This window comes from Rhodococcus ruber NBRC 15591 (assembly GCF_001894945.1).
Lineage (GTDB): Bacteria > Actinomycetota > Actinomycetes > Mycobacteriales > Mycobacteriaceae > Rhodococcus > Rhodococcus ruber.
The window spans coordinates 1-18,291 of the sequence record NZ_BCXE01000026.1; the positions used below are offsets into that span (position 1 = coordinate 1).

16 protein-coding genes are annotated in these 18,291 nt (G+C 70.1%); 11 read left to right on the forward strand and 5 right to left on the reverse strand.

From position 1 onward, the window contains the following. Window positions 1-32: 32 nt before the first annotated feature. A complete protein-coding gene (ilvD, locus tag RR3_RS17935; protein ID WP_064066600.1) occupies window positions 33-1,727 on the forward strand; it encodes a dihydroxy-acid dehydratase in 1,695 nt (564 codons plus the stop codon). A 53-nt stretch (window positions 1,728-1,780) separates the two neighbouring features. On the opposite strand, the gene RR3_RS17940 is transcribed toward ilvD, so the two are convergent. Beyond that, a complete protein-coding gene (locus RR3_RS17940) occupies window positions 1,781-2,143 on the reverse strand; it encodes an ArsR/SmtB family transcription factor (RefSeq protein WP_064066601.1) in 363 nt (120 codons plus the stop codon). Between the two features lie 119 nt (window positions 2,144-2,262). Continuing rightward, on the reverse strand, window positions 2,263-3,408 hold the full coding sequence (locus tag RR3_RS17945) for an MBL fold metallo-hydrolase (protein WP_064066598.1): 1,146 nt from the start codon (window positions 3,406-3,408) through the stop codon (window positions 2,263-2,265). 170 nt (window positions 3,409-3,578) lie between these two features. Here RR3_RS17945 and RR3_RS17950 point away from each other — a divergent pair, with 170 nt between their 5' ends. From RR3_RS17950 to RR3_RS17970, 5 genes are read left to right on the forward strand one after another with little or no spacing between them, the layout of a single operon-like run. Further along, complete coding sequence (locus RR3_RS17950) at window positions 3,579-4,082, forward strand: DsrE/DsrF/DrsH-like family protein (protein WP_010593700.1); 504 nt, start codon at window positions 3,579-3,581, stop codon at window positions 4,080-4,082. 25 nt (window positions 4,083-4,107) lie between these two features. Next, window positions 4,108-4,341 carry a sulfurtransferase TusA family protein gene (locus tag RR3_RS17955; RefSeq protein ID WP_010593701.1) on the forward strand — a complete coding sequence of 78 codons (234 nt, stop codon included), beginning with the start codon at window positions 4,108-4,110 and terminating at the stop codon, window positions 4,339-4,341. 4 nt (window positions 4,342-4,345) lie between these two features. Then, the gene (locus tag RR3_RS17960; protein WP_048773693.1) at window positions 4,346-5,866 is read left to right on the forward strand and encodes a 4Fe-4S dicluster domain-containing protein; all 1,521 of its coding nucleotides are present in this window, start codon (window positions 4,346-4,348) and stop codon (window positions 5,864-5,866) included. Between the two features lie 43 nt (window positions 5,867-5,909). Next, window positions 5,910-8,798, forward strand: coding sequence for a molybdopterin-dependent oxidoreductase (locus tag RR3_RS17965; RefSeq protein ID WP_017680820.1), 2,889 nt, complete (start codon window positions 5,910-5,912; stop codon window positions 8,796-8,798). Beyond that, the gene (locus RR3_RS17970; RefSeq protein ID WP_064066721.1) at window positions 8,795-9,931 is read left to right on the forward strand and encodes an Mrp/NBP35 family ATP-binding protein; all 1,137 of its coding nucleotides are present in this window, start codon (window positions 8,795-8,797) and stop codon (window positions 9,929-9,931) included. Before RR3_RS17965 ends, RR3_RS17970 begins: the two co-directional genes overlap by 4 nt. A gap of 22 nt (window positions 9,932-9,953) precedes the next feature. Here RR3_RS17970 and RR3_RS17975 read toward each other — a convergent pair whose 3' ends face one another. Together RR3_RS17975 and RR3_RS17980 are read right to left on the reverse strand one after the other, a co-directional pair. Further along, window positions 9,954-10,616, reverse strand: coding sequence for a chymotrypsin family serine protease (locus tag RR3_RS17975; protein ID WP_064066720.1), 663 nt, complete (start codon window positions 10,614-10,616; stop codon window positions 9,954-9,956). A 44-nt stretch (window positions 10,617-10,660) separates the two neighbouring features. Further along, the gene (locus RR3_RS17980; protein ID WP_010593706.1) at window positions 10,661-11,449 is read right to left on the reverse strand and encodes a DUF6319 family protein; all 789 of its coding nucleotides are present in this window, start codon (window positions 11,447-11,449) and stop codon (window positions 10,661-10,663) included. Window positions 11,450-11,592: 143 nt separating this feature from the next. Between RR3_RS17980 and RR3_RS17985 the strand changes: the two genes are divergently transcribed. Continuing rightward, a complete protein-coding gene (locus RR3_RS17985) occupies window positions 11,593-12,627 on the forward strand; it encodes an adenylate/guanylate cyclase domain-containing protein (protein WP_017679674.1) in 1,035 nt (344 codons plus the stop codon). A gap of 159 nt (window positions 12,628-12,786) precedes the next feature. After that, a complete protein-coding gene (locus RR3_RS17990; protein WP_064066806.1) occupies window positions 12,787-13,728 on the forward strand; it encodes an AurF N-oxygenase family protein in 942 nt (313 codons plus the stop codon). 75 nt (window positions 13,729-13,803) lie between these two features. Here RR3_RS17990 and RR3_RS17995 read toward each other — a convergent pair whose 3' ends face one another. Then, window positions 13,804-14,733 (reverse strand): DUF5996 family protein, encoded by a 930-nt coding sequence (locus tag RR3_RS17995; RefSeq protein ID WP_072786501.1) that lies wholly within the window; start codon window positions 14,731-14,733, stop codon window positions 13,804-13,806. A gap of 173 nt (window positions 14,734-14,906) precedes the next feature. Here RR3_RS17995 and RR3_RS18000 point away from each other — a divergent pair, with 173 nt between their 5' ends. The 3 genes from RR3_RS18000 to RR3_RS18010 form a co-directional block, all read left to right on the forward strand. Beyond that, window positions 14,907-16,019 (forward strand): carboxylate-amine ligase, encoded by a 1,113-nt coding sequence (locus RR3_RS18000; protein WP_064066807.1) that lies wholly within the window; start codon window positions 14,907-14,909, stop codon window positions 16,017-16,019. 174 nt (window positions 16,020-16,193) lie between these two features. Continuing rightward, window positions 16,194-16,706, forward strand: a complete 513-nt coding sequence (locus RR3_RS18005) for an OsmC family protein (RefSeq protein WP_010593711.1) — start codon at window positions 16,194-16,196, stop codon at window positions 16,704-16,706. Window positions 16,707-16,981: 275 nt separating this feature from the next. Then, the coding region (locus RR3_RS18010) for a bifunctional o-acetylhomoserine/o-acetylserine sulfhydrylase (RefSeq protein ID WP_072786502.1) at window positions 16,982-18,291 on the forward strand (1,310 nt) is incomplete at its 3' end.

The following is an 18,291-nucleotide window of genomic DNA, read 5'->3' on the forward strand; positions in this document are numbered from 1 at the left end:
CGAGCAGTGTGACCGAGCCGGAGGCGAGCAGTGTGACCGAGCCGGACATCAAGCCCCGCAGCCGCGACGTCACCGACGGCCTCGAGAAGACCGCCGCACGCGGCATGCTCCGTGCGGTCGGCATGGGCGACGACGACTGGGACAAGCCGCAGATCGGGGTGGCCTCGTCGTGGAACGAGATCACCCCGTGCAACCTGTCGCTGGACCGGCTGGCGCAGGCGGTCAAGGACGGCGTGCACGCCGCCGGCGGCTACCCGCTCGAGTTCGGCACGATCTCCGTCTCCGACGGCATCTCGATGGGCCACGAGGGGATGCACTTCTCGCTGGTCTCACGCGAGGTGATCGCCGACAGCGTGGAGACCGTCATGCAGGCGGAGCGGCTCGACGGGTCGGTGCTGCTCGCCGGGTGCGACAAGTCCCTGCCCGGGATGCTGATGGCCGCCGCGCGTCTCGACCTGGCGGCCGTGTTCCTGTATGCGGGGTCGATCCTGCCGGGCGTCGCGAAGCTGTCCGACGGATCCGAACGCGACGTGACGATCATCGACGCCTTCGAGGCGGTCGGCGCGTGTGCCCGGGGGCTGATGAGCCGGGAGGACGTCGATGCGATCGAGCGGGCCATCTGCCCCGGCGAGGGCGCGTGCGGCGGCATGTACACGGCGAACACGATGGCCAGCGCAGCCGAGGCGCTCGGTATGTCGCTGCCGGGCAGTGCGGCGCCGCCGGCGACGGACCGCCGCCGCGACGGATATGCCCGCCGCAGCGGCCAGGCCGTGGTGAACCTGCTGCGCCGCGGCATCACGGCCTCCGACATCCTCACGAAGGAGGCGTTCGAAAATGCGATCGCCGTGGTGATGGCGTTCGGCGGGTCGACCAACGCGGTGCTGCACCTGCTGGCGATCGCGCACGAGGCGCGGGTCGAGCTGACGCTGGACGATTTCTCCCGCATCGGTGCTCGCGTTCCGCATCTGGCCGACGTCAAGCCGTTCGGCCGGCACGTGATGCAGGACGTCGACCACATCGGTGGCGTCCCGGTGATCATGAAGGCGCTGCTCGACGCGGGTCTGCTGCACGGGGACTGCCTCACCGTCACGGGGCGGACCGTCGCCGAGAACCTGGCCGAGATCGCCCCGCCCGATCCGGACGGCAAGGTGCTGCGCGCCCTGGGTGAGCCCATCCATCCCACGGGTGGCATCACGATCCTGAAGGGCAGTCTCGCCCCGGGCGGGGCGGTGGTGAAGTCCGCCGGTTTCGACGAGTCGGTGTTCGAGGGCACCGCCCGGGTCTTCGAGCGCGAGCGGGCGGCGATGGATGCCCTCGAGGACGGCACGATCACGGCGGGCGACGTGGTGGTGATCCGGTACGAGGGCCCGAAGGGTGGGCCGGGAATGCGGGAGATGCTCGCCATCACCGGCGCGATCAAGGGCGCCGGGCTCGGCAAGGACGTGCTGCTGCTCACCGACGGCCGGTTCTCCGGGGGCACGACGGGCCTGTGCGTCGGGCACGTGGCGCCGGAAGCCGTGGACGGCGGCCCGATCGCGTTCGTCCGCGACGGCGACCCGATCCGGCTCGACGTCGCGAACGGCACCCTGGACGTGCTGGTCGACGAGGACGAACTCGCGTCCCGCCGGCAGGGGTGGGAGCCGCTGCCTCCCCGCTACACGCGCGGGGTGCTGGCCAAGTACACGAAGCTGGTCGGTTCGGCGTCGGGCGGGGCGGTCTGCGGCTGACCCGATTCGCGGATCCGTCGGGACGGTGGAGAATCGGCCTGCGCGACGGCGCCCTACCGATCGAGGCCGAGGTCGACTTTCCGGCCGTCGAGGGCGCCCCGCAGGTTCGCCTGGTCGGCCAGGTCTTCGGCCAGGAATTCCCGGAGCAGGTCCACCGCCTGCACGATCTTCCGGCCGCGCAGCGAGTAGAAGACGTTGTTGCCGGAACGTCGCGCGTTCACGATCCCGCGCTCGCGGAGAACGGACAGGTGCTGGCTGGCGTTGGACTGGCTGAAGCCCAGCGCCTCGCACAGGTCACCGACGCTGAGTTCACCGTCCCGGAGTTCGTTGATGATGAGCAGTCGCTTGGGGTCGGCGATGGCCTTGCAGACTCGGGCGTGGAGTTCCTGCAACTGTGCCGCGATGTCTTGTTCCATCACTCCTCCGAACGTCGGGTGCCGAGTATAGGTGTGCCGGTCGGGGGGCAGCGGCGTCCCGGATCGCGGCCGGGGCGCGAGCGCGGCGAGCGTGATGGTGTCGTCGGCGGCCGTGCCGCTCAGTGGGCGGCCTTCAGGGAGGTCGAGGCCGCGCATTGGTTGCGGCCGACGTCGAGGACGTCGATCTCGTCGTCGGCGGGAGCGAGTTGTCCGGCGTTCACGCGGCGGATCGTCTCGTAGGTGTCCGGGGCGGCGGGCAGCGAGTTCACGATCTGCTCGACGAAGCGCTCGAGGGCGTGCTCGTTCAGCAGTGTGGCGGTGAAGATCTCTTCGAGCGTGGTGACGACCAGTCCGTCGGCGTTGATCTCCTCGTTGCTCGACCAGTGGGCCGGGGCGATCGTCGTTCGCGGGTCGAGGGGCCGCAGCCTGTCGTGCACGCTGCGGAACAGATCCCGCGCCAGCTCCTCGGCCCGGCCGGTCAGGTCGGGCCGGCCGAGGCCCCGGACGAAGACGGTGTCGCCGACGAGCAGGACCGATTCGCTGATCAGCAGTGCCGTCGTGCCGGGAGTGTGGCCCGGCAGGTGCATGGTCATGGCCCGGACGGCGGCGGATCCCAGGTCGAGTTCGTCGCCCTCCTTCAGCGGCCGGTTGGGGAACGGGACGATGCCGCCGGCGTCCTCCGGCGGCAGGTGATACTCCGCATCGAGCCGGGCCGCCAGCGCCGGGCCACCACTGACGTGGTCCGCGTGCACGTGGGTGTCCACGACGTGCACGATCGAAACATCTTGCTTTCGAGCGAGTTCCAGGTATGCCTCGGTCGACCTGGCGGGGTCGACGACGATGCCGCGGCCGCCGGGCACGCCGACGAGGTACGACAGGCAGGCCTTCGCCGGGCGCTGGAACTGCCAGATGCGCACGTCGCCGGGCAGTCCGGTGATCTCGACGGGAACGAGGAGCCGGTTCCACGCGTCGGTACCGCCCTCGAGGGAACGGGTGCGCAGGCCCAGCGTCTCGAATTCCTCGGCGACCAGTTCGGAGCCGTTGCCCTGCCCGCAGACGACGACGGCACCCGACCGCGTGGCGGCGGCCTGTTCCTCGAGCTCTTCCATCACCCGATAGACCGGGACGTGGCGAGTGGGAACGGGCCGGGGTCCTTCGATCCTGCCGGCCCGGAAATCCTCGGTGCTGCGGATGTCGAGGATCTCGGGAACGGTGCCCGCCCGGAGCTCGAGAAACAGCTCCGATGCGGTGACGGTATCGGCCACGTGTCCTCCCAGGGACGAAACGGGCGGGTGGTCCGCACACCGGGAGGGCGACTTTCCGAACCATCTTGCGGTATGCGCATACACGAATGTAGTGTCCTGGATCACATATCGCAACACTCCGCGCGAAGGCCGGACAAGGCCTCCCCGGCAACCACGAAAGGGGCCGGCGCATGTCGGACAACCCGCAGCGTGACGTCGACGACGAGAGCATGACGATCGTGGCCTGGAGCGGCGATCTGGACAGGATGTGGCCGGCGCTGATCCTGGGCTCCACCGGTGCCGCCTACGGAATGTCCACCACGATCTTCTTCACCTTCTGGGGACTGTTCCCCCTGGTGCGCGACGACGTCCGGATCACCGGGACCGACGCGATGACCAAGGCGCTGGCCGGCATGAACCGGCCCGGGATGCAGCACATGAAACTGTCCAAGCTCCACCTGGGTGGCGCCGGCCCGTGGATGATGAAAAAGCTTGCCCGCCAGAAGAATGTGGCCCATCCCGCCGAGCTGGTCGAGATGTGCACCGAAATGGGGGTGAACCTGTGGCCGTGCGAGATGAGCATGGACCTGCTCGGTGTGCGCCACGACCAGCTCATCGAGGGCGTCGGCGAGCCCGTCGGTGCAGCCACCGCCCTCTCCGCCATGAGCAGGTCCCAGATCAGCCTGTTCATCTGATCCGTTCCCGACACAGGAGCCGACCGTGGACTACCAGATCGACGTCGTCGTCGACGCCAAGGGACAGAAGTGCCCGATGCCGGTGCTGCTCGCCTCGCGCGCGATCAAGAAGCTCGAGTCGGGGCAGATCCTGCTCGTCGAGGCCACCGACGGCGGATCGAGACGCGACATCCCCTCGTGGGCGAACGACACGGGAAACGAACTGCTGGACAACAACAGCGAAGACGGCATCCACCGCTACCTCATCCGGAAGAAGTGATTCGGTGCGCTACGGCTTCGCGATCGACCAGCGCACGTGCATCGGCTGCCACGCCTGCACGGTCGCCTGCAAGACTGAACACGAGGTGCCGCTCGGCCAGTTCCGTACGTGGGTGAAGTACGTCGACTCCGGCGAGTTTCCGAACACCACAAGATCTTTCGGTGTGATGCGGTGCAACCACTGTACCGATGCGCCGTGCGTGAAGATCTGCCCCACCGGAGCGCTGTTCAAGCGCGACGACGGGATCGTCGACTTCGACAACGAGCGCTGCATCGGGTGCAAGAGCTGCATGCAGGCGTGCCCCTACGACGCGATCTACATCGATCAGGACACCCACACCGCGGCGAAGTGCAACATGTGCGCGCATCGTATCGACAACGAGATGGAGCCTGCCTGCGTCGTGGTGTGCCCCACCCACTCGATCTGGGTCGGTGACCTCGACGATCCGACGAGCGGCATCGCCACCCTGGTCAGCACGCAGCAGACCACCGTGCGTTCCCCGGAGCAGAACACCGGGCCGAACGTCTTCTATCTCGGTGCCGACCGGGCGGTCCTCGATCCGTTGGCCGCGCCGGTCGCCGACACCTACATCTGGGCGGAGCCGGACGCGCACCGCCGCGAGACCGCCGCCGACCTGCCCAGGGATCGCACGACCAAGGCGCGCACCACGCTGAACACGGCCCATCCGCGGCCGTGGGGATGGCGCGTGACGACCTACCTGTGGACCAAGGCCGTCGGAGCCGGCGCCCTCGCCGTCGCAGGGCTGGCCCACCTCCTCGGCATCGACCTGGGGTGGCTGGGCGACTACGCGGCCCCCGTGGTGGCCATGGCGGGCGCGGCGCTCACCGGAGTGCTGTTGATCTGGGACCTGAAGCGGCCCGAGCGTTTTCTCAACATCTTCCTCAAATCCAACTGGTCCTCGTGGCTCGTGTGGGGCGCGTACGCGCTGGCCGTCTTCGGCGGTGTCGCCGCCCTGTGGGTCCTCGCCAGCCTGCTCGAATCAAGCTGGGCGACAACGGTACTCGCCTGGGCCGCCCTCGCCTCCGGCGCGCTCGTCGCCGGCTACACCGGGTTCCTCTTCGGGCAGGCCGAGGGGCGCGACCTGTGGCAGTCACCGCTGTTGTTCTGGCACCTGCTGGTCCAGGCCGCCATGGTCGGGACCGGGGCACTGCTCGTCCTCGCGCCGTTCGCGGGTCTCACCGACGGTGCGGTCGCCTTCCTCGTCCGCGTCTTCGTGATCTCGACCGTGCTGCATCTGCTGATGCTGGGCATCGAGTACTCCGGCAGGCATGCGAGCCGGCAGGCGACCGTCGCCGCGCACATCGTCACCCGAGGCCGCTACGCCCGGCTGTTCCGGCTGGGGGCGATCGCCCCGGCAGTGGTGGCGGCCGCGCTGGCCGCCCCGTCGTGGAACGGCTCCGCCGGTGCCGTCCTCCTGATTGCCGCCGGTCTGCTGACGCAGGTCGCGCTGCTGGCCTACGAGACGGTGTTCGTCCGGGCGGGTCAGGATCCGCCGCTGTCGTGAGGGGCCCACCGGGCACCCGCCCATCCATCCGAAGGGAACTGCCATGACTGCCGAGACGGAGCGCATCGCGGCCGAGCCGGAACACATCGCGGCCGAGCCGGTGCTGCCCGGTCAGCGCACGCACGAGCGGCTGCGGAACTTTCCTCCGGTCGAGAACTGGGACCATCACGTCGAATACGACGCCAAGGCCCACCCTCGTAAGGTTCCGCACGAGTACATGCTGGTGCCCACCACCTGCTTCAACTGCGAATCGGCATGCGGTCTGCTCGCGTACGTCGACAAGTCCGATCTGTCCATCAAGCGGCTCGAAGGGAACCCGGCCCATCCGGGCTCACGCGGGCGCAACTGCGCCAAAGGTCCCGCGACGATCAACCAGATCAACGACCCCGAGCGCATCCTGCACCCGCTCAAGCGCGTCGGTGCCCGCGGCAGTGGGCAGTGGGAGCGCATCGGCTGGGACGAGGCCCTCGACGACATCGCCGCCCGGATCCGGGCCGCCATCGTGGAGGACCGCCGGGACGAGGTCGTCTACCACGTGGGCCGGCCCGGCGAGGACGGCTTCGCCGAGCGGTTCCTGCTGGCGTGGGGCGTGGACGGGCACAACAGCCACACCAACATCTGCTCCGCCGGCGCCCGGCTGGGCTACTCCCTGTGGGGCGGCTACGACCGGCCCTCCCCGGACTACGCGAACGCCAGGGTCATCCTGCTGATCTCGAGCCACCTCGAGACCGGGCACTACTTCAACCCGCACGCGCAGCGGATCATGGAGGGCAAGATCCAGGGCGGCGCCAAGGTCGTCGTCCTGGATCCGCGGTTGTCGAACACCGCGTCGCACGCCGACCTGTGGATCGCCCCGTGGCCCGGCAGCGAGGCCGCGATCCTGCTGTCCGTCGCATCGCATCTGCTGCGCACCGACCGCATCGACCGGGCCTTCCTGCGTCGCTGGGTGAACTGGTCCACCTACATGAAGCACCGCCACCCCGAACTGCCCGCCGACGACTTCGACGCGTTCGTCGGCGCACTGACCGAGGACTACTCCGGGTACACCTTCGCCTACGCCGCACAGGAAGCGCAGGTTCCCGAGGCGCAGATCGCCGAGCTCGCCCGGATCGTCGCCACCGCCGGTTCGGCCCTGTCGGCGCACGTCTGGCGGGCGGCGACCGCCGGCAACCTCGGCGGGTGGCAGGTCTCGCGGGCCCTGTTCTTCCTCAACGTGCTCACCGGCAGCGTCGGCACCAAGGGGGGCACCAGCCCCAACGGCTGGGACAAGATCATCGCGCACGGCCCGAACGTGCCGCAGGGACACGAGTCCTGGAACGAGCTGCTCTGGCCCGCCGAGTTCCCCCTGTCGACCAACGAGATGTCGATCCTGCTGCCGCATCTGCTCCGGGACGGCCGCGGCACGCTGTCGATGTACTTCTCGCGCGTCTACAACCCGGTGTGGACCAACCCCGACGGCTTCAGCTGGCTGGAGGCTCTGACCGACGAATCGCTCGTGGGCTGCCACGTCGCGCTGACCCCCACGTGGTCCGAGACGGCCACCTTCGCCGACTACGTCCTGCCCATGGGCCACAGCACCGAGCGGCACGACACCCAGTCCTACGAGCAGTACGCCGGCAAGTGGCTCGGGTTCCGTCAGCCCGTCACCCGGGTGGCGCTCGAGCGCATGGGCCGGAGCGTGTCCGACTCCCGCGAGTCCAATCCGGGAGAGGTGTGGGAGGAGAACGAGTTCTGGTTCGAGCTGTCCTGGCGCATCGACCCCGACGGCAGCCTCGGGATCCGCAAGTTCTTCGAATCCCCCTACCGGCCCGGGGAGAAGGTCACCGTCGACGAGTACTACCGGTGGGTGTTCGAGAACAGCGTGCCGGGTCTGCCGAAGGCCGCAGCCGACCGAGGGCTCACCCCGCTGGAGTACATGCGCAGATACGGCGTCTTCGAGGTCGCCAAGGACACCTACCGACTCGACGAGCGGCCGCTGACGGCCGCCGAGACCGAGGGGGCGGACCCGGACGAGCACGGGGTCCTGCGCAAAGCCGTGACCCTGGACTCGACCCCACCTCTCGTCGGCGAGGCGGGTGCGGTCGGCGTCGTCCACGAGGACGGCAGCAGGACCGCGGGGTGGCTCACCCCGTCGCGCAAACTCGAGCTGTTCAGCGAGACCATGGTCGATTTCGGGTGGGAGGAGTACGCCACCCCGGGCTACATCGAGTCCCACGTCGGGCACCGCTCGATCGACCCGGCGAACAACGAGATCGTGCTCGTACCGACCTTCCGGTTGCCGACCCTGGTCCACACTCGCTCCGGGAACGCGAAGTACCTCAACGAGATCAGCAACACGCATCCACTGTGGACGAATCCCGCGGACGCCGCGCGCTTCGGCGTCGGCACGGGCGATCTGGTCCGGATCAACACCGAGATCGGGTACTTCGTGGCCCGGGTGTGGGCCACCGAGGCGATCCGCCCCGGCGTCCTCGCGCTCTCGCACCACATGGGCCGCTGGCGCACGTCCGAGAACGCCGGCTCCCGGTGGGCCATGGGCCTCGTCGATCTCGACAACGACGGAAACGGGGTGTGGCGGCTGCGCTACAAGCAGGGGGTACAGCCGTTCCGCAGCGACGATCCCGACAGCGAGCGGATCTACTGGGACGATCCCGGCGTGCATCAGAACCTCGCCTTCGCCGTGCACCCCGACCCCCTGTCGGGCATGCACTGCTGGCACCAGAAGGTGCGCGTGGAGAAGGCCCGCACCGACGACCGGTACGGCGACGTGGTGGTGGACACCCGGCGGTCCCGGGAGGTCTACCGCACCTGGATGGAGTGCACCCGGCCCGGGCCCAGCCGGTCCGGGCTGCGCCGCCCGGAGTTCCTGATGCGGCCGGTCAAACCCCGTCGGCGTGCCTTCCGCGCGCCCGGGGCGGAGGAGCGAGCATGAGTCTGCTGTCGCGGAGGACGTCCGGCCCGGCAGTCTCCGCGGCGGCGGTGCGGGCCGCGGTGGCCCGGGTCGAGGATCCCGAGTTGCATCTGCCGCTCGAGCAGGCCGGCATGCTCGGCGAGGTGCAGATCGATCGCTCCGGACTCGTCCGGGTGACCGTCCGGCTCACCACCGCCTCGTGTCCGATGCGGGCCACCCTCTCCGCCGACGTCGCCGCGGCCGCCGGGGCAGTCGCCGGCGTGACCGGCGTCGAGGTCGACTTCGCGACGATGAACGAAACCGAGCGGAGGCAACTCGCCGCCCGCTTGCGCGGCGCGAAACCCACGGACGCTCCCCCCTTCGGTCCGGATTCGCCGACCCGGGTGTACGCCGTGGCCTCCGGCAAGGGTGGTGTCGGCAAGTCGACGCTCACGGCCAACCTCGCGGTGGCGCTGGCCCAGCAGGGCAAGCGGGTCGGCGTTCTCGACGCCGACGTCTGGGGTTACTCCGTTCCGCATCTGTTCGGAGTGCGCCGCGCACCGGTCGCCTTGCACGGAACGATGCTGCCGGTCGAAGCCTTCGGCGTCGCTCTCATGTCGGTCGGGTTCTTCGTCCGCGACGACGAGCCGGTGGTCTGGCGCGGCCCCATGCTGCACAAGGCGATCGAACAGTTCCTGCGCGACGTGTACTGGGGTGAGCTCGACGTCCTGCTCGTCGACCTGCCCCCGGGCACCGGAGACGTCACCCTCTCGCTGCTCGAACTCGTGCCGGATGCGGCGCTCCTCGCCGTCACCACGCCGCAACCGGCGGCCCAGACCGTCGCCCAGCGGGTGGGCCGCATGGCGCGTGACCTGCGGATGCCGGTTGCCGGCGTCGTGGAGAACATGTCGGCCCTGGTGTGCTCGTCCTGCCAGGCGAGCACACCGCTGTTCGGTACCGGAGGCGGCGAGCGCCTGGCCCGGGCCATCGCGGCACCGCTCCTCGGGCAGGTGCCTCTCGACATCGAGCTACGCGCGGCGGGAGACAGTGGCGTCCCGGCCGTGGTGGCGACGCCGCACGCCCATTCCGTCTCGCAGATCCAGCAGATCGCCGCGGCCCTGCCGGCCCCGAGACGGAGCCTCGTCGGCCGGCCGCTACCGCTGTCGGTCCCGTAGCCGACGAGCCCGCGCCGGTACGTCAGATGGGGCGGTACCCCGCACCGACGCCGCCGCGGGCGTCGACGTCGCCGAGGATCGTGACGAAGTTGGTGCCCACCTCCGGGCCGATGCACGGGGTGAGCAGGTACGCGTTGACCATGGCGACGAGGGTCGTGCCGACGACCAGCGGGGCACCGGAGTCGCCCTCGACGACGCACACCTGCGTCCAGGTCTCTTGGGAGTTGAACACGTCGCCCCAGACGACACCGCAGGTGTTGCCGGTGGTGCGGCCCTCCTTGCACGCCACGTTGGGGAACCCCACGGGGGTGCCGACGTCGGTGATGGTGACGTTGCCGACCCGATTCACCGGTGCGACTCGGCCGCGGTCGAACTCGATGACCGAGTAGTCGAGCACCTCGTTGGTCCCGACGATCCGGCCGAGGACGCCGGCGCCGAGGTCCATCTCGGACTTCACGGTCGTCCCGGGTCCGCCGCAGTGTCCGGCGGTGAAGCCGACGAGCCGGCCGGCCCGGTCGTTGCCGATCGTGGCGAGCGTGCAGTCGAACAGATCCTCGGAACCGTTGCCGAGCGTGATGCCCGACCCGCCCCCGAGCGGAACCGGCGGCGCCGCGACCGCGACGCCCGTCCCACCTGCCAGCAGTGCAACACCTGCGACGATCGCCATCGCAACGCGCTTGAACATGAGCCCTCCCGCCCGGCCGGTTCCGGCCGCATCAGCGGGTCAGCCTACCCGGTCGAACCCGACCCCAGGCTCTCCAACGCCTTTCTGGCCTCCTCGAGTTCACGGCTGAGCTGCGCGACGCGTTCCTCCGCCGCCTGACGCGCCGCGTCGATCACCGACCGGACCGCTTCGAGGGCCGCCTCGTCGCCGAGTTCGAGCACGGCGCGCTCGACGGCGTCGGGGCTGACGGGATTGGCCTTGCTCAGACGTCTGGTGCCCTGCGCGACACCGACCGTCCACTCCTGCTCGGGATCGATCGTGATGGTGACGGTCACTCCGGGCTGCTTCTTGGCCCGGCGCGGCGCGGCCTTGGGCTTCGGGGTCGCGCCGGTCTGCGGTTCGGGTGCGGTGGGCGGCACGGCGGTGGTCTCCTTCGTGGCGGGCGGGGACGCCGGGGACGAGCTCGTCGGGGCGGGACCGCGGGCGGCCCCCGATGCCGCCGGCTGCGGCGCGGGGGTGCGCGGGGCGGTGGGGCGCGCGGCGGTGGGGCGCGGGGCGGTGGGGCGCGGGGTGGATCGATCCGCGGCCTTGCGGGCCGGCTCCTTCGTCAGGCGCAACTCCTCGGCCTCGAAGGGCAGTTCGTCGTCGACGCCCTTGGGCCGGACGGTGACGGTGCGGCCCGCCACCGACACAGCCCGGGCCGACGCGCCCGGCGCGATGCCCAGGCTCGGGATGCCCTCGATGAGATAGACGGTGGCACGGCGACCGTCCGCGACGGCGGAGGTCAGCTCGGCGAGCTGCTCGTCGGTGAGGTGATCCGGGCCGGTGGCGCCGGCTCGTCTGCGGGGCGGCATGCGCGTCCTTTCGTGCTGGGGGTGCAGGAGGCGCGATCACTGTCGCACACAGGTGCGACACTCTCGCGAATTCGTTGCGCACCCGAACTGTGGTGGGCGATGCTGGGTCGGCCGGTCACCTTCGGCGGCCGGGAAGGAGCGACGTGAGCGCGTCGGAGCAACCGGAGCTCGGGACCGAGCTCCTGCAGGCCGTGCAGGCCGAACTCGAACGAACCCTGCTCGGCGGCGAACGCCGCTACACCCAGGAGGAGAGCGCCGCCCTGGCCGGCGTGGACTTCGAACGCGCCCAACGGCTCTGGCAGGCGCTGGGATTCACCGTGGACCCGGACCCGGACGCGCGGACGTTCACGGACGGTGACGTCGCGGCTCTGCGCAACATCGACGCGATCGTGAGCAGCGGCGCCCTGCACCCCGACCTGGAGCTCGCGGCCGCGCGGTCGCTGGGGCAGTCCATGTCGCGACTGGCCGAGTGGGAGGTGACGTTGATGAACACCCACATCCTGGACCGGCTCGAGACCGAGTACACCGGAGCCACCCCGTCCGAGGAGGAGATCCGGTCGTTCGTCGACGGCCTGCTGCAACGGGTGCTGCCGCTCACCGAGAACCTGCAGCTGTACGTGTGGCGCCGGCACCTGGTGGCCACGACCGGGCGCAACGTGGTGCGGGCCGGGGGCGAGTCCGCCGGCCGGGTCCTGGTGGTCGGCTTCGCCGACATGGTGGGGTACACCCGCCTGACCCGTCGGATCGACGCCGACGAGCTCAACGATCTGCTCGAGGACTTCGAGTCGACCGCGACGGGCATCGTGACCCAGGGCGGCGGCTGGGTGATCAAGACCGTGGGCGACGAGGTGATGTTCGCCGCCGAGGATCCGGCGGACGCGGCGCGGATCGCGCTCGCGCTGCAGGAGTCGTCGACTTCGCGACCCGACGCCCCGGATCTGCGGGTGGGCATGGCGCAAGGGCCGGTCCTGGCCCGGTTCGGGGACATGTTCGGCTCGGCGGTCAATATCGCCGCGCGACTGACCGGTGCCGCACGACCGGGGACGGTGCTGGTCGATTCGACCCTCGCCGACGTGCTCGAAGGCGACGACCGTTTCCGGCTGCGTCCCCTGCGGGCGCTGCGGGTGAAGGACTTCCATCGGCTGCGCCCCTCGGTGCTGCGGCCGGCCCAGGACTGAGCAGCGCCCCGATTCACGGCGGTGTGTCGTCGACGCACTGCCGGGCCGGACGCGCACGGGCCCTCACGGCCCCGATCCGCACGCACCCGTTGTGCACCGACGGCTGTCGAGGTAACCTCGGATTAACAGTTACCAGTCGTCACACTAAAAGGTGGAGACATGACCGCATCGCTCACCCGCCCGTCGGAAGCCGAGAGCAAGGGCTTCGTCCCCGGCGTCCCGCTGTCCGAGCGCGAGGAGACCGCGCAGCGCCTGCTCGCCTCGTCGGCCCGCAAGTCCTACGACCCGACGGTGGAGGTCGACTGGGACGCCCCCGTCCCCACCGACAAGTACGGCATGACCCCCGAGTGGAGCACGCTGTACGGCACGGCACTGTGGGACGAGATGACCGAGGAACAGCGCATCGAACTGACCAAGCACGAGGCCGCGAGCGTCTCGAGCGTGGGCCTGTGGTTCGAGATCCTGCTCATGCAGATGCTGCTGCGCGACGTCTACAACCGTGACAAGCACTCCCGCCACGTGCAGTTCGCCCTCACCGAGGTCGCCGACGAGTGCCGCCACTCCGTCATGTTCGGCCGGGCCGGGGAACGCCTCGGCATGCCGGACTACGGCCCGGCCCGCTACATCCACCGCCTCGGCCGGGTGTGGGGCGGGTTCTTCCGGGGTGCCAACGCCTACGCGAGCGTCATGGCCGCGGAGGAGATCCTGGACATGATGCAGCGCGACTTCATGCGCGACGAACGCGTCCAGCCGGTCACCCGCACGGTCAGCAAGATCCACGTCCTCGAAGAGGCCCGGCACATCCGGTTCGCCCGCGAGGAGGTCGCGCGCCGGCTGGCCGGGGCGAGCCGCGCCCGCCTGCAGTTCGAGCGGATCAACACCGCGGTGACCGTGTACTTCGTGGTCAAGAGCATGATCCATCCCGACGTGTACAACAACGCGGGACTCGACCGAGACCGCGCACTCGCCGAGGCCGCGAACAACACCCACTACCACGACCGCGTGCGCAAGTCCGGCGCCAAGCTCATGACGTTCCTCGACAGCGTCGGCCTGATCGGTGGGCCGTCGAAGATTCTCTACAAGAAGGTCCACCTGCTCTGAGCCGTCACCGGCGGGGTCGCGCGAGGTCGTGGGGTCTCGCGCGACCCGTCCGGTCGGGGTCGCCGGCACGCACCCTCATCCGGTCGGCCGCTCGAGATCGGCTCGCTCCCAGCGGCCGAGATCGGCGGCCGCCTCGTAGGTGCTGCGCAGGAACCGCAGTAGTTCCGCGTCGGGGTCGGCCGCGGTCCGCACCGCCTCGTACGGCAGCAGGAACTCGCCCAGTTCGGTGGAGTAGTACGCGGCGTCCGGGTGCACCGGATACTCGGCGAAACCCTCCGGCGCCGGATAGGCGTAGGAATAGAAGGCGCCTTCGTCCGCGCCCCCGGGCCAGAATCCGCAGCTGCTGAGCTCGTGCGAATAGGCCTCGGTCATCACCCAGTCGGCGCAGTTGGGGATGCCTCCGGGGTGCGGTGGCGCGGTGCGCCCGGAGAAGCGCGTGCAGGCGAGATCCATCGCGCCCCAGAAGAAGTGCACCGGACTGACCTTGCCGAGGAAGTCCCCTCGGAACTCGTGCAGGACGCGATCGGCCTCGAGCAGTTGCCGCCAGAAGAGGTGGGCCGCGTCGGGGTCGTACGTGTTGTGCTCGTGGTCCTGCACAAACGGAATCGCCGGATCCACCTCGTTCGGGGTGCCCTGGATCCGGGTGGCGATGCCCAACTCGTCCAGGGTGCCGAGAACGCGTCCGTGAAAATCCGCCACCGACTGCGCAGCGAGCGGGACGCAGCCGCTGCCACCGTCGCTCGAGCGGATGCGCAGGATGTGCTCGCAGAGGTCGAACTCGATGTCGAATACGTTGTGCCGGTAAGGAATCGACGAGGTCCCCAGCCCGCGAGGCGTGACGTACAGCGTCGCCTGCCACCAGTGGTTGACCATCGGCGCGTGAGCCAGCCGGATCTTGCCGACGATCTGCAACCACATGTGCAGGGTGTCCCGAGTCGCGGCCCAGTCGGCCGTGCGCAATCGCGGCCACGCCTCGCCCGGAACCGATGCCGATTCGTTCACCACGCCTCCCCGGTTCGGGAAACGACCCTACTCGGCCGGGCCGTCCGCCGGGCCTCCTCGACGGAATCCCGTCGCCGGCGCACCCGCTCCGGGAACGCGTATCCGGACAAGTGCTGCGCCGCCGTCGGCGGCGGCGCAGAATTCAGGTACGAACCGCGACTCCCGCCGGGGGCACCATGGCCACATCGTCCGACCTCCCCACGGTGGGGGTCGAAGAGGAATTCCTCCTCGTCGACGCGGAAACCGGAGAACCCGCCGTCAACAACTCCGACGTCGTCGAGCAGGCCCGCGCCCTCGGGGTGGAACTGCAGTACGAACTGGACCGGTGCCAGGTCGAAACGGCGTCAGGGGTCTGCCACGACGCCCACGAGCTGTACACCGACCTGTCCACCCGGCGATCCCTCGTCGCCGAGGCCGCCCGCCGTTGCGGTTCCCGGCTGGTGGCGGTGGGTGTCCCGGTCGTCGGGTCCCGGGAGCTTCCGGTCACGGAGAAGCCGCGGTACCTGCGGATGGAACGGCACTTCGGCATGCTGGCCCGCGAACAGGGCATCTGCGGCTGTCACGTGCACGTGGCCGTGCCGGACCGGGCGACCGCCGTGCAGGTGAGCAATCACCTCCGGCCGTGGCTGCCCACCTTGCTGTCGTTGTCGGCGAACTCCCCGATCCACCGGGGAGTCGACACCGGGTACGCGAGCTGGCGCTCGATCCTGTGGTCGCGCTGGCCGAGCGCCGGTCCGCCACCGTACTTCTCGTCGGTGGCGGAGTACGACAACACCGTCGCGGCCATGCTGGAGTGCGGCAGCATCCTCGACAAGGCGATGGTCTACTGGGACGTCCGTCCGTCGACCAATTTCCCCACCGTCGAGGTGCGGGTGTGCGACGTCCCCGTGACCGTCGCCGAGACGGTCCTCGTCGCCGTCCTCGTTCGCGCTCTGGTGCTCACGGCTCTGCGCGATCTCGAAGCGGGCCGCACCGCCGTGGCCTTCTCCTCCGAAGTACTGCGGGCCGCGTACTGGCGCGCGGCGCGCGACGGCCTGCCCGGCGACGGCATCGACCTGCCCTCGACCGCCCGCCGCCCGGCTGCCCACCTGCTCCGGGCGATGATCGAGCACGTCCGGCCGGCCCTCGAGGATCTCGGCAGCTACCAGCACGCCCGCGAGGGCCTGCACACCGTGCTGGCGTGCGGAAACGGGGCTGTCCGGCAGCGACGGGTGTTCGCCGCCGGCGGCACCGCCCAGGACGTGATCGCCCGGCTGGCCGAACTCACGTCCGCCGGGTGCACCCACTGAGCCGCGGAACACACGCACCTATCCCTAGCTTTCCGGTCGGGAATTGGTTACGGTCTGCGCCGTGCTCCTGCTGACCCGTCGCCGCCACATCGACTTCGCCCGCACGGCGACGTCCACGTGTCCGTGCCCGTAGGCCCGCCTCTCCCCCGAACCGACTGTCGAGGAAGCACATTCATGACCACTGCTCCGTCCACCCACCTGCGCGCCGTCGTCGACACGAATCGTGAGGCGATCGCCGGCGACCCCACCCGGGCTCACGCCGTCTTCCGCGCCGAAGCGCACGGGCACGACGCCGTCGCCAGCACCGTCGCCCTCGGCAGGTTCAGCGTCGAGGTCGACGAACCGCCGGCTCTCGGCGGGGAGAACACCGCGCCGAACCCCGTCGAGTACTACCTCGCCTCGCTGCTGTCCTGCCAGGTGGTGACCTACCGCGTCTGGGCAGAGCAGCTCGGGATCCGCGTCGACGACATCTCGGCGCGCGCCGAAGGCGATCTGGACGTGCGCGGGTTCTTCGGCTTCGGCGACGTCCGCCCCGGATTCGGGGAGGTGCGGGTCGCCGTTACGCTGTCGGGACCGGAGCCGCGCGAACGCTACCTCGAACTGCAGGAAGCGGTGGACGCCCACTGCCCCGTCCTCGATCTGACGCGCAACCCGACCCCGGTGCGAACCGTGGTCGAGATCGCGTGAATTCCGGCGAGCGCTGGTCGGCGTCCCGCGGAGCAGATAGTGTCGGGCGCGTGAGCCGGACACGAATTCAGGCAATGCCGGGGCCCTCCGCCCGCTGCCACGCCGTGCGCATGTGTATGTGCGGGTGTCCGGCCGTCTGACCGGCCGCACCCGATCCTCGCCCGTACCGGGCATCCCGAGTGTGCATCGACGTGGCGTCCCCGTGTCTCGTCCCGGGCGGGAACCGTCACGTCACCCCGAGACGATCGTCGACCGAACAACGGAGCAGCAACCCCATGAGCGAAACCCCCATCGATCCCGCAGCCTCCTGGAGCTTCGAGACCAAGCAGATCCACGCAGGACAGCCCGCCGGCGGCGACACCCGCGCCCGCGCCCTGCCGATCTACCAGACCACCAGCTACACCTTCGACAACACCGACCACGCCGCCGCCCTGTTCGGCCTGACCGAACCCGGCAACATCTACACCCGCATCATGAACCCCACCCAGGACGCGGTCGAACAACGCATCGCCGCCCTCGAGGGCGGCGTCGCCGCCCTGCTCCTCGCCTCCGGCCAGGCCGCCGAGACCTACGCCATCCTCAACCTCGCCGCCGCCGGCGACCACCTCGTCGCCAGCCCCTACCTCTACGGCGGCACCTACAACCTGCTGCACTACACCCTGCCCCGCCTCGGCATCGAGGTCACCTTCGTCGACGACCCCGACGACCTCGACCAGTGGCGCGCCGCCGTCCGCCCCACCACCCGCGCCTTCTACGGCGAAACCATCGCCAACCCCAAAAACCACCTCCTCGACATCCCCGGCGTCGCCGCCGTCGCCCACGAGCACGCCCTGCCGCTGATCGTCGACAACACCGTCGCCACCCCCTACCTGATCCGCCCCCTCGAGCACGGCGCCGACATCGTCGTGCACTCGGCCACCAAATACCTCGGCGGCCACGGCACCGCCATCGCCGGGGTCATCGTCGACGGCGGCACCTTCGACTGGACCGCCGCCGGACCCGACGGCACCGCCCGCCACCCCCAGTTCACCACCCCCGACCCCAGCTACCACGGCGTGGTCTACGCCGACCTCGGCGCCCCCGCCTACGCCCTCAAGGCCCGCGTGCAACTGCTGCGCGACCTCGGCGCCGCGGTCTCCCCGTTCAACGCCTTCCTCATCGCCCAGGGCCTCGAGACCCTGAGCCTGCGCATGGAACGCCACGTCGCCAACGCCGGCAGGGTCGCCGACTTCCTCGCCCGCCGCCCCGAGGTCACCGCCGTCGCCTACGCCGGCCTCGACTCCTCCCCCTGGCACCAGCGCGGCCGGGCCCTGGCCCCGCGCGGGACCGGCGCGATCGTCACCTTCGAACTCGCCGGCGGCATCGACGCCGGCAAGAAGTTCGTGAACGCGCTGACCCTGCACAGCCACGTCGCCAACATCGGCGACGTGCGCTCGCTGGTCATCCACCCCGCCTCGACCACCCACTCCCAGCTCACCGCCGCCGAACAACTCGCCGCCGGCGTCACCCCCGGCCAGGTCCGCCTCGCCGTCGGCATCGAACACATCGACGACATCCTCGCCGACCTCACCACCGGCCTCGAGGC